18 protein-coding genes and 2 tRNA genes are annotated in these 16271 nt (G+C 44.5%); 7 read left to right on the forward strand and 13 right to left on the reverse strand.

Annotated elements, in window-relative coordinates:
* Positions 1 to 48: 48 nt before the first annotated feature.
* Entirely contained in the window at positions 49 to 1023 is a 975-nt protein-coding gene (locus tag NGAR_RS10570) for a diacylglycerol/lipid kinase family protein (protein WP_228369156.1), read from the forward strand.
* On the opposite strand, the gene NGAR_RS10575 is transcribed toward NGAR_RS10570, so the two are convergent.
* The 7 genes from NGAR_RS10575 to NGAR_RS10605 all read right to left on the reverse strand — a co-directional run bounded on the left by NGAR_RS10575 (position 1020) and on the right by NGAR_RS10605 (position 8260).
* Positions 1020 to 1607, reverse strand: a complete 588-nt coding sequence (locus NGAR_RS10575; protein ID WP_015019728.1) for a hypothetical protein — start codon at positions 1605 to 1607, stop codon at positions 1020 to 1022. The genes NGAR_RS10570 and NGAR_RS10575 overlap by 4 nt on opposite strands.
* Before the next feature lie 49 nt (positions 1608 to 1656).
* Positions 1657 to 1827 (reverse strand): 50S ribosomal protein L37e, encoded by a 171-nt coding sequence (locus tag NGAR_RS10580; RefSeq protein WP_015019729.1) that lies wholly within the window; start codon positions 1825 to 1827, stop codon positions 1657 to 1659.
* A 22-nt stretch (positions 1828 to 1849) separates the two neighbouring features.
* Positions 1850 to 2080 (reverse strand): LSM domain-containing protein, encoded by a 231-nt coding sequence (locus NGAR_RS10585; protein WP_015019730.1) that lies wholly within the window; start codon positions 2078 to 2080, stop codon positions 1850 to 1852.
* Positions 2081 to 2140: 60 nt separating this feature from the next.
* The gene (locus NGAR_RS10590) at positions 2141 to 2848 is read right to left on the reverse strand and encodes a creatininase family protein (RefSeq protein ID WP_015019731.1); all 708 of its coding nucleotides are present in this window, start codon (positions 2846 to 2848) and stop codon (positions 2141 to 2143) included.
* 30 nt (positions 2849 to 2878) lie between these two features.
* Positions 2879 to 3754, reverse strand: coding sequence for a formyltetrahydrofolate deformylase (locus NGAR_RS10595; protein WP_015019732.1), 876 nt, complete (start codon positions 3752 to 3754; stop codon positions 2879 to 2881).
* A 256-nt stretch (positions 3755 to 4010) separates the two neighbouring features.
* Entirely contained in the window at positions 4011 to 6941 is a 2931-nt protein-coding gene (locus tag NGAR_RS10600) for an Eco57I restriction-modification methylase domain-containing protein (protein WP_015019733.1), read from the reverse strand.
* 122 nt (positions 6942 to 7063) lie between these two features.
* Entirely contained in the window at positions 7064 to 8260 is a 1197-nt protein-coding gene (locus tag NGAR_RS10605; RefSeq protein ID WP_015019734.1) for a DDE-type integrase/transposase/recombinase, read from the reverse strand.
* Positions 8261 to 8376: 116 nt separating this feature from the next.
* Between NGAR_RS10605 and NGAR_RS10610 the strand changes: the two genes are divergently transcribed.
* Complete coding sequence (locus tag NGAR_RS10610) at positions 8377 to 8544, forward strand: AbrB/MazE/SpoVT family DNA-binding domain-containing protein (RefSeq protein ID WP_015019735.1); 168 nt, start codon at positions 8377 to 8379, stop codon at positions 8542 to 8544.
* On the opposite strand, the gene NGAR_RS10615 is transcribed toward NGAR_RS10610, so the two are convergent.
* Both NGAR_RS10615 and NGAR_RS10620 read right to left on the reverse strand, forming a co-directional pair.
* Positions 8534 to 9520 carry a hypothetical protein gene (locus tag NGAR_RS10615; protein WP_015019736.1) on the reverse strand — a complete coding sequence of 329 codons (987 nt, stop codon included), beginning with the start codon at positions 9518 to 9520 and terminating at the stop codon, positions 8534 to 8536. The genes NGAR_RS10610 and NGAR_RS10615 overlap by 11 nt on opposite strands.
* Entirely contained in the window at positions 9507 to 10622 is a 1116-nt protein-coding gene (locus tag NGAR_RS10620; protein ID WP_148681314.1) for a hypothetical protein, read from the reverse strand. The genes NGAR_RS10615 and NGAR_RS10620 overlap by 14 nt, the downstream gene beginning before the upstream one ends.
* 774 nt (positions 10623 to 11396) lie before the next feature.
* On the opposite strand from NGAR_RS10620, the gene NGAR_RS10625 reads away from it, so the two are divergent.
* A complete protein-coding gene (locus NGAR_RS10625; protein ID WP_015019738.1) occupies positions 11397 to 11777 on the forward strand; it encodes a hypothetical protein in 381 nt (126 codons plus the stop codon).
* A 101-nt stretch (positions 11778 to 11878) separates the two neighbouring features.
* On the forward strand, positions 11879 to 12352 hold the full coding sequence (locus NGAR_RS10630; RefSeq protein ID WP_015019739.1) for a hypothetical protein: 474 nt from the start codon (positions 11879 to 11881) through the stop codon (positions 12350 to 12352).
* Positions 12353 to 12728: 376 nt separating this feature from the next.
* Here the strand turns inward: NGAR_RS10630 and NGAR_RS10635 are convergent, their stop codons facing one another.
* Entirely contained in the window at positions 12729 to 13091 is a 363-nt protein-coding gene (locus NGAR_RS10635) for a transposase (RefSeq protein ID WP_015019740.1), read from the reverse strand.
* Positions 13092 to 13420: 329 nt separating this feature from the next.
* Here NGAR_RS10635 and NGAR_RS10640 point away from each other — a divergent pair, with 329 nt between their 5' ends.
* Together NGAR_RS10640 and NGAR_RS18480 are read left to right on the forward strand one after the other, a co-directional pair.
* On the forward strand, positions 13421 to 13612 hold the full coding sequence (locus tag NGAR_RS10640) for a hypothetical protein (protein WP_015019741.1): 192 nt from the start codon (positions 13421 to 13423) through the stop codon (positions 13610 to 13612).
* Between the two features lie 89 nt (positions 13613 to 13701).
* A complete protein-coding gene (locus NGAR_RS18480; RefSeq protein ID WP_015019742.1) occupies positions 13702 to 14796 on the forward strand; it encodes a cupredoxin domain-containing protein in 1095 nt (364 codons plus the stop codon).
* A gap of 70 nt (positions 14797 to 14866) precedes the next feature.
* Here the strand turns inward: NGAR_RS18480 and NGAR_RS10650 are convergent.
* Positions 14867 to 14988: transfer RNA gene (locus NGAR_RS10650), tRNA-Leu, on the reverse strand.
* A 285-nt stretch (positions 14989 to 15273) separates the two neighbouring features.
* On the opposite strand from NGAR_RS10650, the gene NGAR_RS10655 reads away from it, so the two are divergent.
* A tRNA-Thr gene (locus NGAR_RS10655) sits at positions 15274 to 15347 on the forward strand.
* Positions 15348 to 15354: 7 nt separating this feature from the next.
* On the opposite strand, the gene NGAR_RS17630 is transcribed toward NGAR_RS10655, so the two are convergent.
* Both NGAR_RS17630 and NGAR_RS10660 read right to left on the reverse strand, forming a co-directional pair.
* Positions 15355 to 15522 carry a hypothetical protein gene (locus NGAR_RS17630; protein ID WP_187147470.1) on the reverse strand — a complete coding sequence of 56 codons (168 nt, stop codon included), beginning with the start codon at positions 15520 to 15522 and terminating at the stop codon, positions 15355 to 15357.
* Positions 15523 to 15622: 100 nt separating this feature from the next.
* Positions 15623 to 16261, reverse strand: a complete 639-nt coding sequence (locus NGAR_RS10660) for a hypothetical protein (protein WP_015019743.1) — start codon at positions 16259 to 16261, stop codon at positions 15623 to 15625.
* Between the last annotated feature and the right edge of the window lie 10 nt (positions 16262 to 16271).

Below are 16271 nucleotides of genomic sequence, written 5' to 3' on the forward strand. Positions count from 1 at the left end.
GAGTGATGTTTTTCATATATTCCATTGTTGAAGAATATCGGCGTGCAAGTGCGCGCCAAGCAAAGGGCATTTGACACCGCCCTGATCGTCAATCCAAACTCGTGCAGCGGGCTGACAGGCAAGAACTGGGACGAGTTGTATGCAAAGATGGAGAAAATTTTTGGAGGCAGGATAAAAGTTGCCTTTAGTAAGAAATCAGGCGACGGGACAGTCCTTGCAAGAGACATGCTTCGCAAAGGGTTTGACAAGGTAATCGCCATCGGAGGCGACGGTACAATAAACGAGGTTGCAAACGGCTTTTTTGAAGACACAACAGGGGTGCGCGGCCACAAATTAAGGCTGATAAACCCAGACGCTATAATGGGTGTTGTGCCGTGCGGCACAAGGAATGTGCTTGTCAAGTCGCTCGGACTTCCAGCCGGCGTGGTAGAGTGCTGCCAGAATTTTGTTGGAGGCAATCCTACAAAAATAGATGTAATAGCAATCTCGGCGACAAATCCTGACAATGGCTTTCGTCTCCGGCCGCGGATTTTTCTAAATGCGGCAGAAATAGGCGTCGGGGCAGAAATTATTGACAGGTCCAAGAAGGTAAGGAGCAAGATAAAGAGCAGGATTGTATCAACGGCGGCAGCCATAATCAGCACTGTGCCGTCGTATGAGAGCAATGCGTGCGACCTGTTCATAGATGGGCGCAAAAAGTCTACAAACATGACTATGGCAGTGGTTGCGAATGGAAAATTCTTAGGTGGCGGCTTTATGGCTGCGCCTGAGGCCAGCATGTCTGATGGCCTGCTTGATCTTCTGGTATTGAAGGATTCTGGCAGCTTGAAGATGCTTGACGAGATGGCCAACATCAAGGCAGGCAATTATGCTGGCGAAGACAACATACTGTATTCGAAGGCAAAGAAAGTGTTGATAAAGTCGATGGAGAGAGAAGTGACAGTCACGGTAGACGGCGAGCCGATCGGCATTCTGCCGGCGACTTTTCAGGTGTTCCCAAAAGCGCTAACGATTGTAACCTAGTCCTTGTCTATCTCCACTTGCTCAAGCCGCTGGAGCGCTTGCACTATTTCCTTTTGCAGCTGATCGATGCTCTTTTCCTCTGCCTTGAAGGGCTTTTGATCTACAGGAGTCGTCTGGACCTTTGAAGTCTCGGCGATTATCTTTTGTACCCTTGCATCAATGACATCAGGAGGAGATATGCCAGGTTTCATTTGCATCAGTTTCTGATCCAGCGCAGAGATTTTGTTTTCAAGCAGTGAAACAAGGTTGTTCCGAAGTTCTGTTATATCAGCAAAGTCAGCTACCGGCTGCACAATAGCGATTTTTTGGTTGAGGGAATCAAGCTGCTGCTTGTATTTCAACAATAGTCTATCGCGCTCTAGCCGGTCTATCCTGCCTTCTTGTGATGCCTCATAGACGCGGGTTATCGCTTCCGCAGCAAGGTTCTTCTCAAACAAGAGTGAGAGCAGCTCCGCCCTGACGGCGTTTGTTGGTCTGGGCTTCTTTTTGTCGCCACCCCACAAACGAGATAGCTTTTCAATGAATGCAGCCGATATCGCGCCTGCGACAGACGAGCCAGCGATAATGGCGATTTCCGCGGACATTATGATGGATTGCCTTTGGTGATGCTAAAAGAAAAGCTTTCCGTTTGTATCAAATAACCTGCCGCTTAATCCAATCGTACTTGCGCATTCTAGGATCAGGGTAGCCGCACTTGGCGCATCTCTTGCCCCGCTTGTGGTACGAGTTGTGACCACACCTTCTGCAGCGTATGTGGGTCTTTTTGCGGGTGAACTTGCCCATTGAAGTAGTGCCCTTCGTCATTTCTCAAACTCGACCCCTGCAACTACTTTGGAGGTGGTGAAATGATCACCACGTTGTCCCCTCTGACAACGATGGTGCCAAGGTCGTTTGATTTGCCCTCTTCGAGTATTTCGACCGAGTCTTCAAGCAATAGGTTCATGTGTTGATCGAAACCGTGGAGGTTACCCCTGATCACTTTGCCACCCTTCAATTTGATAAGCACAACCTTTCCAAGGCTCTCATCGAGAACCTTTACCGCCATATCTACTGACATATATCTACCTACAGGTAAGCGCAATGTAGGCATATATTAAAATTTCATTGCATTTGGTTTTCAGCCAAGCTCAGTTATCGTCTTGGCCAGCCCGGCAGTGACCTCTTTTATCCACTTTTCGCCCTTTGCAGCCGTGGCCTTCCTAGGGTCGCCCCATACACCATTGCCAGTTATTTTTGGAAACGATCCAGGAGTGTTGGTGATGCTGCTGTACGCAGCCTTTGACTTTGATAGCTTTTTAGAGTTTGGCAATGCCCTGTCCATCCTGACAAGTTCCGGCGCGATTGCCAAGACAAGCGATGTTTCAACTTCGCCGGCATGGTCAAATTCACTCTTCATCATGTGCCAGTAATGTATGGTATGCACTCGAACATCCCTTGGTAGCCTGCCATGAAGCTCCTGCGCTATATACTGCAACGCGCCCATGTTGCCATGATGGCCATTTAGGATTATTATCTCCTTTATTCTATTTTCAGCAAGAGAAATACAGGCGTCGCAGATCATGGTTGAAAGCGTCGAATTGCGGAGCGACACGTTGAACATTGGCTTGTGCTCAAATGAAATACCGTATGAGATTACCGGTAGGACAAACGCGCCAACCTTCTCCGCGGCCAGCCTTGCAATGTACTCGACGATGAGCGAGTCGGTCGATACCGGCAGATGACTGCCGTGCTGCTCGAGCGATCCCACAGGGATTATCGCCCGCTTGGTTTTTTTGAGCGCGCTCCTAAAGTCATGCTCACTCATGCCAAATACAGGCACTGACATTATGTGTAAAAGCACGCTTGGCTGCATTAACTACTTTTTGGTTCTCTCATCGTCCTTGACGTAGACCTTGCCCCAGTACACTTCGAGCTTGTTTTCAAGGTAAAGCCTTACTGCCTCAAGCAGGGTCGCGGCCTCCATCTCTTGACCTTTCTTCTTTATCGTATCAAGCGTGTCGCCCTTTGATACCTTGAACGATTCTTGGCTTATGATCGGACCCTGATCCAGATCCTCTGTGACAAAGTGCGCGGTGCAGCCCACTATTTTTGCACCTCGCTCATAAGCCTGCACGTAGGCGTATGCACCAGGGAACGCAGGCAAGAGCGACGGGTGGATATTGATTATTCGGTTCGGGTAGCGCCAGACAAAGTTTGGGGTCAGGATGCGCATGTACCTTGCAAGAACTATCAAGTCGATGTTATACTGATCGATCAGTTGCAGGATTTTGTTCTCTGCTTCTGCTTGGTCGATATGGGCAACGGCGTGGAATGGTATGCCGACCTCGTCTGCCATTGGTTTGAGCGTAGTGTCGCTCCCAATGACGACAGGAATGTTGGCCTTAATCTCGCCTTTCTTCTTCGCTTCGAGCAATTTCGCAAGGCAGTGTGGCTCCTTGCTCACAAAGATTGCGACATTCTGGAGCCTGTCCGGCTCTTGGTAGTGAACCTTGATCTCCATCGATAGCTTTTTGGACAACTGCTTCAGGCCGTCGTCCAGCTGCTTCCTATCGATTTCTGCAAATGACGCTTCAAGTTGCATGCCAAAGAGGCCGCGGACGACATTCTGGTTTATCTTTTCAATGTTGCCGCCGTTCCTGAAGATAAAGTTGGTAATATCTGCAACAACCCCTTTTCTATCGGGCCCCACTACCGTGACCTCGATTATCGTCTTGCCTCTGGCGGCAGCCATTGCGGATTGATAGGACCGCAAGAAGATAAATAAATCTTCAGATAGAACGGGCTTTGCGCAAATAGTACTTTTTGGGGCTGACTTTTTGCACAGGCGCCTCTACTTTCTGCACAGGCATATCGCTAGAGAGTAATTATAGCAGAAAATCGCTCTAGTTCTGGTGGGAATCCGACTGATTTCGGGTGCTGGTGGAAATCGACTGATGGATAAATTGGGGTACTTCAAAAGTGCTTGTATATCAAGTCGAAACTCATACTTATGCCCCCATCAAAGATTTCAAACGTGTAATTTCTTTTGTTAATGCAGGATAAAGGTATGCAAGTATCTCGTCTATTTGCCTGCCATTGAATCCTAGAACCTTCAGTATAGTTCTATCAATTTTTTGCCTTGCAGGATGTTCATTCTTCAACTGTTCAAGAATTGACGGCAATTCAGACTTTTTGATTTCATCAAATACTTTGATCAGTTCTTCCCTTTCAGCTTCTCTTAACTTGGAAGGATCCAATACGCTAAATTCTGCAAGCATGTATTCGGATAATTCCAGAAACGCTCCTTCTGTCTCTGATCTTTGGGCAAGGACTTGGATGATATTGATTGTGCTGTTGAACCAAAGACAAAGGATTTTCGCATCATTGATGCGAATATTCTGAATACACCACATTATTTTTGCCGGTGTTGCATCTTCTGAAGTGAAGAAGCTCAAGAGGTTAGTTCCCGGTGCAGATATGTTAAATCTTCTGTTTACAGTGAGATTAGCAACTCTGCTCTCAACATACCTTCTCCATTTGTCTAGCTTTGCAAACGACTTGAACTGATGGCCAAAAAAACTATCAATATCTTCAAACTTGTCAATGACAACAAAATCCAATTTGTCTGTAATATCAATGGTAGAAATGCCGGTTAACCTCCTTATTCCAAACTTTAGTACTTTTTTGGGTATTTCGACTTGGACATGGGTTACCTTATTCTCTGCTAGTACAGAATTGAGCTTCTCCTTTTTCAGAACCCAAACATCACCACTCTTGAGAGCTCTTTCCTCCGTTCTTGAGATAAATGTAGAGAGGACAGATACCTCATCCTTTGATTCAATCTCAATACCCCTGACGATCCCGCCTTTTACGTTTGCTAGGCAGTTCTCAAGATTGTCCATTTTCGGTTTTCCTACTTTTACGATTTGGAGCCAAATGTCAGAGACCTTCCAGTCTGAGAACGCCATAAGGACAAAAGCGTTCTTCGTTAAACCTTGCAATTCTTCTTGGTCGATAGTTTTGATTGTAAAAAGGTCGGTGGTTACAAGGTCGCCAGCCTTCATCTTTGCAGTTCTAGCTCTAATAGCGCGGGCAACCTTTACCGCGTCATCGGATGATCGGGGAATCTCTCTTAGACTTACCACCGCACATATCTTATTCTTTAAACGTGTAACGTTCTCATCTTGTTTGAAATGCTTGCCCTTCGTTGCTATCAGTAATATCTCTCTAAATGAGGCATTCTCTGAAAATGCTGCCTTTTGCATAGTTGTTATAATATGACTTACATGATAATTGTTGAAAAGTAATTTTCTTACTCCCTCTGTAGATTGTAACCTCAGAATTGTTGCTGGCAAGACCATTGCCAATTTTCCATTCTTGTCAAGGAGCTTGTCACCTAGGAAGATGAAGTATCCATGCAGTCCGAGTTGGCCGTGAGAATATTTTTGGTAATCAACAAATTTTCTATCAAGACTCCGCTTGTAATCTGAGGGTATTCTCGTTTGGCTAGTGAAAGGTGGATTCATTATAACAACATCGACCTTCTCAATCTCCATTGGTTTCGTTGGGGTCTCTGCCATCTTGACCACCCCCTTAACTATTTTTCTGCTTGAAGTATCAATGTTTTCTCCAATATAGTCGGTGATCTTTCCTGTCTTGAAATATTCCTTTAAGGTCTGCTGGGCAGCATCAATTGTCTCGCCCGGAGTTAATCCAGTCGAATCGTGTATTGCAATCCTCAGATTGTCTGTATAGTATAGTGGTGATTGGAGCGCGATATGGACAGCGGCCAAATGCGCGGCAAATGGCATGATGTCTACGCCTGTTATTTGCTGCTCTGCAAAGGCCCTATGGACTTTTGCAGTGAATTGTTCGCCATCAGCAAGTATGAGATCTTTTTTTCTTCGATACGATGAGACCAAAAGAGTCCCACTGCCACAGGCCGGGTCGATTACAGTCGAATTCGCAGAATCGATAGAGAGGTTTGCGAGCAAATCCCCTGCTTCGCTTTTAGTGAAATAAGCTGCTACTACTTTTCTAATGTCTAGGGGTATGAGATTGTGGAATATCTTCCCTAGTATGTCATGACCGTGTTTCTCTGGCGATAGTGCATTCACGACATTAATTGTAGTCTTTATTGCTTCAAGCGACTCCTCGTCTTTCAGTTTCGAGGCAATATCAAAATCAAAAATTGGCTTGTAATCTTTTAGAAGAACTTTGGCAAAGTAGGTGTTTTTCAGTTCAGCCGGTTTGGTTATCTTCTCTGAATCGAGCACATCATAATCGTTAGTCTCTCTAGCTAATACTTGATAGAACATTATCTGGTTGACAAGCAAGTATGCCGCTGCAGTGCGCAGATGTTGTTTTGGAACATCTTTTTCTTGTTCATAACCAAGTACACTTTCAAAGAAAGTCTTCCCTCCAAAGATGTCGTTTATCTCGCTAATCTCTAATTTTGTAAAACTGTATACCATCGAATCAACTGCTTGATTTAAGAGCCTTATCGCATCGGCTGTGTTAATTTCTCTAGGAGCTTCTGGCCGCTCAACAAAGGCTTTTATCCAATCTGACAAATTCTCAAGAGACTCTGCCCTGTACTCAATATAGTAAGGTGGTCTATCTAATAGAATAGCTGCTTCACATGGACCTTCACATTTTTGGGGATAAACTACGGCAAAGACGCCTTTTGCGCGGATGTTAGATTTTATTGTCTCTTTGTAAATGTGGGCTTTGCTGACTGCGTGAATAAGTTGAGCCTGTGGGCTTTGCTTCCCCTCTATGAAATAATATCCATCGCTTTCAATAAAAATATCAGGTTTTTTAATTCCCTCTAAAGTTGTAAAATGTCTTTCAAATGATGCGCGTAAACCTTTCTTGTTAAGTTGTTCTGTAAGAATGGCGTTACATGTGTTTTCACCCATTCTTCCAGTTAATGCCATTACAGTTTATCGGAACTTACTGCTTGGCAAATCAGGATGATTATGTAGTAGATTCTACAGACATTGCCTCCGCTGGTTACTCATGTGAAAAAATCAGCTTTGGCAGTGAGATAGATAATCTATCAATTAGCACTCTCATGCCCCCTGTTGCTAGCATAGCGTATGAGAGATTCAATCCTGTTCGTTTCAAAGTTAAGTTTTATACCTGCTCGTTCTGCTGGTGTCTTTCCTAGAGTCGAATGTTCACGGCAGTAGTTGTAATGAATCCTCATCGCTTCAATTATTTTTTGTGCGGACTCCTTAGAGTGCATACCGCGCATTACCTTTTCCCTATCTCTCATTGTGCCATTGAGTCTTTCAACTCTGGAGTTAAGACCTTCGTTACGTACTGATATAGAGCGAATGTTCTTGACATGCTTTCTGTCTCTAAAGTACTCCTGTCGATATGCCTTGTCATATGATGGTAATCCGTCATGGATGATCGCCTTTGGTTCGCCTGTTTTGATTCTTGCATCTTGAAACACTGCTCTAGCATCTGATACTTCTCTACGTTGACTAATCTTGCTGCTAATCCAGAACCGAGTTGTATCATCCATCAGATTCCATAGCCACGCATAGTGACCTTTTTCCATCTTTTCTCTTCTGACATGCACCATCATTTCATCTACATGGCAAATCCCACTTACATGAGGCGGAGTCATGCTATCGACAAATGGAGCTACCTCATCAGCAAATCTGTGAATCCAATCCAATATCGATGTATGATCAACCTTGACATTATGGAATTGCTTGATGTGGTCAGCTACCTTCCTAAGCGATACTCCTTTGAAGTAAAGGTCAATGGCTACCGTAATTATCTTGGGATTCTTCTTAGAGTGCTCAAAGCCAATATTGACGATAAATCGATAGTTACAGCTACGGCAAAGATACTTTTGAATTGCGCCGCTTTTATTAAGTCGCTTACCGTCCTTTACAATGTTGTCTGATAGCTTGCACTTTGGACATTCAACAGATTGAGAAGCTATTGGTAGTTGCGGCGACTGTACAACATCTTGCTGTACAATTCTGCGGCGCAGCTCTTTCGAGAATCCAACCGCATAGACGTGTTTGCAGACTATCTTCCGATAGAGAAAGTCTGGACAAGAACAAGTCCATTGACCTTCTTGACGCGAATCGCCTCTGCCTGTTTCGTACGTTCTTACTACGTCGTACCATGTCTCTTCGGAAGATTGCGACTTTACCTTGTAGTGCAATTTATTGATTCTCTTTATGCAGCTGCCAATGGACACGATAGCAAGGCCACGTACCTGTCTAGCCATTTCTTTGGTAGTACCATCCTTCGGAAATTGGTCGTTTGGTTGGATTATCACGTTTATACGTCGTATATACATACAATAAGCCAATATTTAAATATATACGTTGTATATACAGCGATATGCCATTTGAGCCTAAAGTGAAGCTAGGCAAGGTCGGAAATAGCTTCAAAGTCACGATACCTAGTGAGATGATTCAAGATTTAGGATGGAAAGAGGGCGACTTTCTCAGGATAGGCTTAGATGACAATTCCCTTACAATCCGAAAAGAAATCGCAGCTAAGAACTAGATTCATCTGTTTGTTTCGCCATTTTGTCGATTAGCTCTCTAACATCAACAGATCGCTCTATCCATTCACGAATAAAATAATCCAGCAAGTCTATTTCAACTCTATGATAATAAACTGTATACCCTACGGCTGTCTTATCTGCCCTTCCAAATTTGACAAAAGCGTCCATAGCATGCTCTACCCAATCCCGCGATGGAAAAGATGAATCTTTGTATGAAAAGTACAACCGTAGTTTTTCAAGGATCTCATCCACTGTAAAGCTGAGCTCGAGAGTCTTACGTCCTCTGGCTTTCCTATATGCTTCTAAAGTGGCTTTTTCTGAGAAAACCTTGTCCCAAATGACGCTCATGGTATAAGGAAGTTCAGGTTCAGAGTCATAGAACCACAACGAACTGAGTTCTTCAACTATCTCGTCTGCATTAATCGTTATGACTTGACGCAGTCTTTCACTTAATATCGAATTCGTAATATCTCCCCAAATCCTTTTCAATGTCCAGAAAGTACTGCTTTCAGAATCTCGATTGTATTCTACTATCGCAAGTTTACGATTGAAAGTAACAGTGCCCTTCTGAATTTGCTCTTGGGTATAGTCAACTAGTGCCTGAGCACGTGGATAATGAACAAAAAGTATCAAGTCATGATCCTTTATGTCGCCATCAGGCCAACCTTTCAATTCATCGTCGTATTTTTCAACTTGTTTTAGGTCTTGCAACCAACGATTACGATCCTTTGGAAATCCCTTCTTGACTTCCCCTATAATTTTCACATCCGAACCCTGTGCAAGAACATCTGGCGTAACAGGTTTCTTTGCTTGCACTCTATTCGCTGGACTTGGCTGTAATTTCTTTCCCATTCGAAATGTGCCAGAATAATAACGTATGATCACATGACCAAATGCGGTTATCGCCCCAACCGTCAATCTATAATCATCGATCTTTTCATGCAGCTTTCGAACTGCCGCTTCATTGTCTGGCATACTGCATCTCTGAATAGTCTTTGATTTGACCTTCGCGGAACCTTTCAAAAATATGATTCATTAATCTAGCAATAGAAGCTTCGCTTGCTCTGAGCTGTGGAACTACTGTCAGTCTGTTAGGAGATAGAACCCAGAGGTCGAAAGAAGATCCATCCAAGTAATCTACTAGCGAAAGGTGAACGTATGGATTTGAATGGTAGACACTGATCGACGAAAATTTCATCTGTTTCATCAATTCGATAAAACGATGATTTTGAATGACTTCCTTGAAAATATCGTAGTCGAATTCTACTACTAAGGGAGAAGGTTTTGGTTTGCTAGGAACTCTTGCCCTGTTAGAATATAGATTGAACTTCTTTTGAATTATTTCTACAATATAAGGAAAGATCACTGTATAGAAAGGCAAAAACCCTCGACGTGCTTTAAGGAGACCCTTTCTTGAGATATATCCCTCCAAAGCAAGCTCGCCTTTGCTTATAAGATGGAATTGGATCTTATCGACCCACCTATCATTTGCAATGGCATCTGCAAATGCTTCCTTGTATGGTCTTTCAGCATAGAAGACAGCCGATTCCTTTCTCTCAACTTTTCGGGCTTTCTTTTTGTTGCTAGCCTTGTCTAAGAACAGGCGTTGGTAGGAAATCCGCCTATAGGCAGTCATTCTATCAAGAAGAACTTCTGATTCTGTAACTGTCTCGAGCTGTTCAAGAATATCTTCTAACTCATCAGAACTCAAGAATGCGCCAGAGATACTTGGATAATATCCCTTGAAGAATGGCCTGAGAATAGATTCAACGAACTTGCGAGATTCGTTTGTAATAGCATAATAGATTTGTTCATGTGAACTCTGTACGATTAAGACATTGCCGAGAGCGGAGGCAGGGCTATTGCGTCTGGGCTTTCTACCTATTTTCATTGAGAAAATAGTTCCACTATCATTTGATCTCCATATTTCATTTGAGAATCCTGACGAATTAGACTCAATTACCTGCTTAATACTATTTTTGCATACGAGAAAGAGAATTGTTATTTGTTCATCGTGATTTCTCATAAGCATTTCTTCAAGAAGTCCTGCGAGTGAGTCTTCACTAGGATGGGTCATGTTATACACCCAAAACTCAGTACCATACCTAGGTCGCATTGGGACTTTCGATGTAATTGCATCGAATATGAACTTATAGCGAGTGTAGCAAAAATTTGTAAATCTATTACAGAATATTCATTGACGCGTAACTTTGTTGTTATTTTTTCAATTATAACAACCATCAGTCGATTTCCACCAGCACCCGAAATCAGTCGGATTCCCACCAGAACTATCGCTCTCTATAGGTGTTAGGCGCGCAGAAAACATTATACAAATTGTTGTCTGATCGCAAAGTTTCTAGGTACGTGAGCATACAGATCTTACCTTTGCAACCTCCATATTCACGTCTCCATCGGTTTCGTAACTGGATATTTCCTGGTAGATTTCTCTAGAATAGATATCTGAAGCTTAATGTTACTATTTTTAATAATTACAGTAGAAAATATCTTGATATGGGGATTGAACATTATTATATAAGAACATTCAGTGCTTCAAAGGCCATACTTGGGGCAGTGGTAGTTTTTAGCCGCAATTCTTGTCCTAGTCCTAGTTACGATTTCAGCAGGGCTACAAAGCGCGTACGCCGCGAGCTTCGTGTATAGAGTGCCACCATATGCAAACGCGTGGTCTTTTCCTTGGCAGAAGTGTGAATATGGACCGAGCGTGACGCATTGTGCATTCGCAAACAGCACCAATGGAGTAGCCAGAGTATATAACATGGATAATGCCTGCCAATATTGTACTATAGTTGGAGCAAGACACAACGTAGACCCACCAGTGGCAAACCCACTAATGACAACAACCCTATACAAGAACCTCTACTTTTACAGCCTCCTACACGGCAAATTCAAAATAATTGCTGATGAGGCAGATGAAGGAGGAGAAATGCGATATGGCGGATGGACTGCCTTGAAGAGACCTGCAGATGGAGTATGGGTTAAGGATTACTGCTTCTACACATACAAATCTAAGGACTGTGGTTCATCGTGCGGCTCAACTGTATACACTATCCCTAGCACAAACGTCATCTTCGTCAAGGGCTACAATGCTGGCAGTTACAGCATAGTCGTCAAGGGCTACAATGCTGGCAGTTACAGCATAGGATCGCTCTTCGATGCATACGCATGGGTGATTTCGCATTCGGCACTGAAGGCATTGTTGATGCATATATGACCTCCCTAGGCTATGGATTCACATCTGATCAACTATCCATCCAGTGGTGTGATAGCGGAACCTGTTGAAAATAGGAGAGAAATGAAAAGAAAAGAAACACAATGTTCGTGGCCATCTTCGGCGGCATTGCAGTGGCTCTGCTAGGTTTTAGCGTGTATCAGAACACGTTGGCAACCACTCCAGTGCAGCAGAACGAGGTCAGAATAGACTTTGCCGTATTTCCAGCGCAGGATGTAATTGAAGTCACAGTGGGGCAAACAGCAAGAATACCGGTGATGGTTGAAGCCCCAAGAGGCGCAGTCTGTGCTCTAGAGATGCATGTTCTTCCAATCTCTGAGAGGCTGCCAGAGCAGGCCAGCATTGGATTGGACAGGGCAATGGTTGCACTGTCTTCGCTGGACTCGCCAGTTCAGGACATTGGAGAGAACCACATCCAGAGAGCGGCAGGAGCCTTCCTAGTTATATCTATCCCGGCTGACGCAGCTCAGGGTAGCTATGACTATGCTCTCGAAGCCCGCAAAGCAACCTCTGATAACGAAGGACAGGACGTTGGAAAAATCTTTAGTGAACGTTAAGTAGCCGTAAACTCCCTCTTTATTTTTTCTTCACTAACTTGATATACAGAATTCGCGTATCTTTCTTTGACCATGGTAAGCTTTGTTGATCACATGCGGGAACTGCCTCCCTGTGTGGTTTGTGGAAGCAAAGTAGTAAAGGATAGAAGCAAGCTGAAGATTGACTGGATGGCTTGGAGAGGCGGATGGACAGGTGAATGGGTCTGCGAAAATGGTCATAAAAATGTCTTCGAATAGGCGATTCAAGGATTTCGTTCGCATACTTTCTACATAAGGTACTCACAAAGTGGGCACTCTAGTTTTGCCGTTTAATCATTGATTGTACGATGTGCTGCAAACTAGTTATTTCACTACAATTAGGTAACCGAGCAGACCCTCATTCATGCGTTTTAAAATCAGCCTGTATTCCCAGCTCGTGCATTTCCTGATTTACCACACAAATATTGTGGCAGAGTATCTTTAGAAGTACTTCATTCTTTTGTGCTGTAATGTCCCTGCTTCTAACGTAGGGACCAAATTTCTTTTTGATCATAGAAAAAGTGCTTTCTATATTGCTGCGCTGGTGATAATGCTTCATGAACTCTTCCCTATGAAGCATGAAATAGCTGTACATCTTACTCCACGTGCTAGAGCCAAATGACTTGCCGGTAGCGTTCTTTTTGAACAGGATGAAGGCAATTGCCTGCAATTCCGTTGCAAGCTCGTAGCACCTTCTGCTTGAATAAGCCTTGTCTGCCAATATCTTGGATTGTAAACCTCTTGGCAGTATCTTCTACCAATGGACCAAATAGGCTCACATCGCCTTTGTTCTCCTCTGTTATTATTACCGAGGGGCTTTGTTTAAAAAGTCAACAATCCATGCTTGGATAGCTGTTGTTTGATTGCATGACTTTGTTTTTATTAGTTATTACTTTTTACACAAAGCCGATAGAACGTCAATGCTTAAATAATAGAGTTGTTAATCGAGAGTGTTGGACGTTACCGCTTCAACATCATCTGTTTTTGAGGTACCCTAGTTGATGTATTGCCATACAACAAATTCTGCACTACCTACCTGAGGCACAATATATGAAGGCACAGCCAAGGCAACAAAAACAATCTTCTGTAAAACCAAGAAAAGACTACGACTATAACAAGCCGATAGGCAAATGTGTCGTCTGCTATACGCTGTCAGGCTGGCACTGCTATGACTGTAACAACGACTTTTGCCAGATGCACTTTCACGACCACAAGCAAAAGAACCTCTGTAAGACCGGCTAACATGAAGCGCCTAGCCGGCCAAAAGTGTCGTAAAACTTTGCTGACAGTTGTTCTGCATTTCATAAATAAGCTAAATGGATGCTTGTTCCATGAACAACCGGAAAATAGTGTTGCTGGCCGGCCTCTCTGCAGCTATAATAGCGGGAACGGTTCTTGTCCAACCGTCCATCTACGCACCCGCGTCAGGAAGCTACAATGCAACCACCGCCGCCAACAACGACAATAACTCTACCTCCACCACTACCAGCGACGACAGCGAGCTGACCACGTTTGAAGAAGAGGCGATCAAAGCTGGAGAAGAGTTTGAAGATAATAATACTACTGCAACGACTTCAGCTAATGCGACAGCAAGCAATGAGACTTCGATAAGCAATGAAACCACCAACATGGACCAGGAAACAAGCGCAGCTGCTGCAACTGGCGATAATAAGACAATAGTCCTGCAAGGAACAGTGTCCTCGCCCGGCGAAGAAGCAGGTCCATTTCAGATCATAGATCTGCTGCCGCCAACTCTGGATGGCAACATATACACAGGCTGGGTCTCTTTCACGGCGACAAAGCCTATACTTGTTGCGCCACTGCACACCTATAATGTGGCAAACGAAACGCTCGACCCCCGCTTTGGAGAGCTGTTCGTGTTCCCCGGGATACCAAATGGTACCATGATAGCCCCTGCAATAACCATGCCAGATTATGCGACGCAGAATGAGATCAATTCAGACATACCGATGCCAAAGACCTACTCTGCAACCGTGCCGTTTACCGCCAGCGGGCTTTCAGTCGGCAGGCTCGATGGAAAGCAGTTCTTGGTATCATATACGCTGTATGCTACAGTACACCTCGCGGAGACAGTAGACAACGTCGACAGCGCGATAACGAACCAAACGCAAGTGAAAGGCATTGAAGCCATCATTGTGTCCAGAGCGGCGTTCCTGAACGATACCGCGTATTCGCCAAACCCGATCGAGATCAAAAGAGGCGACACGGTGACATGGGTCAACAAGGACTTTGACCAGCACACCGTGACATCTGGCAGCTTTGGCGAGAAAGACGCAGGTGACGAGTTCGACTCTGGCTACATGGGCCCGCAAACCACCTTTTCGCACACGTTTAAACAGAAAGGCGAGTTCGAATACTTTTGCGAGTTGCACCCCAACATGGGGGGAGTGGTAAAGGTAGAGTAATTAACTAACCTACCCTTTCCTCCCTCTTTTTTGAGAAAAAAGCGCGATTGTTGTTACTATAGCAAAAAGGTGCGGGGGGTGGGATTTGAACCCACGAACCCCTAAGGGACGGGATAACCCATTCCTATGAGATCTTAAGTCCCGCGTCTCCAATTTTGTTTAGCCTATTTGGCCAGGCTCTACAACCCCCGCCCTGCCAAGTTGCGTTAGCGTGCATGCGTAATTAAATCTTGATCTGGGCGCGTGTATATCTGCGTGTGCGCGTTTCCAGTGGAGCATATGGAAAAATGCAGTAGCATGTAGCATTTTACGCACAAAAAATGCTACAATTTACGAAATGTGCTTCCATTGAAAAAATGGTGCAATTTCAAACATGCACGTGTTTCCAGTCCAGAAAGCAGCAGTTATAGTTCTTTTATACAAGCTGCCGACATTCCAATAATTATTATAGGGTTTTCCAACTGCATTAAAGGCAACGCCTCGGTAGCTCAGCCTGGTAGAGCGTTACCTTGGTAAGGTAGAGGTCGCGGGTCCGAATCCCGCCCGAGGCTTTTAACATCAGCTAGACTGCCCTTCTTCCTCCTCATTCTCTTCTTCATCGTCGCCTTCTATCTCGGCCTCTGTAATGGTAAAACCCAGCTCCTTCGCTCTGTTTGCCAGCTCGGACAACTTTTGCAGGACAACAGTCCCGTCCTCTTCGATCTCCATTTCAAGCTCTACTTTCATTGCATGTAGTAATCGGTCGCCACATTGATTTAAATGAAATTGCGAAGGAACTTTTGTAAGGAGAAGATGAGGTCGCTTTTCATGATGTTGCTTGGTTTGACTAGGTAGTGGCCGGCGCCTTGGCAGTAAATATCTCCCTTCTTGTGCGGAACAACATCATAAAGATCATGATTTCAATGTCCTCTGCAAACATGTAGCTGACCACCAGAGAATAATAGCCATCAAGGCTCTTGTCCGCGCTTGCTAGCGTTATCGCGATTATCTCTATCGGCGAATATTTTTGTAAGTTTTCAATCAGTTTTGCTTGCATTTGCTCGCTTGCAGTCAGCACTCCAAAGGATTCCTCGATCTCTTGCTGGTTAAAGTCCACGGCTATCAGCCTGTCGGCATAGTTCGCATATCCGTATTCAATAAAGCCGAGTATGCCACCAAGGATGACAAGGCTGGCCATGCCGCTGATGTAAAAGAACTTTTTCCGGTACCAGTAGTTGAGCGATGAGTTTATCAGCTGGCGATATTTCTGCAGCTGTGTGTACCGGAGCGTCAGGTAAAATATCGCAAAGGTGATGGCCACCGCGCCCAGTGTCCCGATCCACGTGTGCTGCAGCACAAAGCCCAGCAGGAACCGGACGCCGATCAAAACCCCGAACCATAGCGCCAGAACAGCAATCTTGTTCTTCCCGAGCCGGTCAGTGCCGCTGCTGTTCTGTTCTAGCAAAGGTGGCTTCGAGTTTTCCATCTCTTTCTTA

The organism is Candidatus Nitrososphaera gargensis Ga9.2 (genome assembly GCF_000303155.1).
GTDB classification, from domain to species: Archaea; Thermoproteota; Nitrososphaeria; order Nitrososphaerales; family Nitrososphaeraceae; genus Nitrososphaera; species Nitrososphaera gargensis.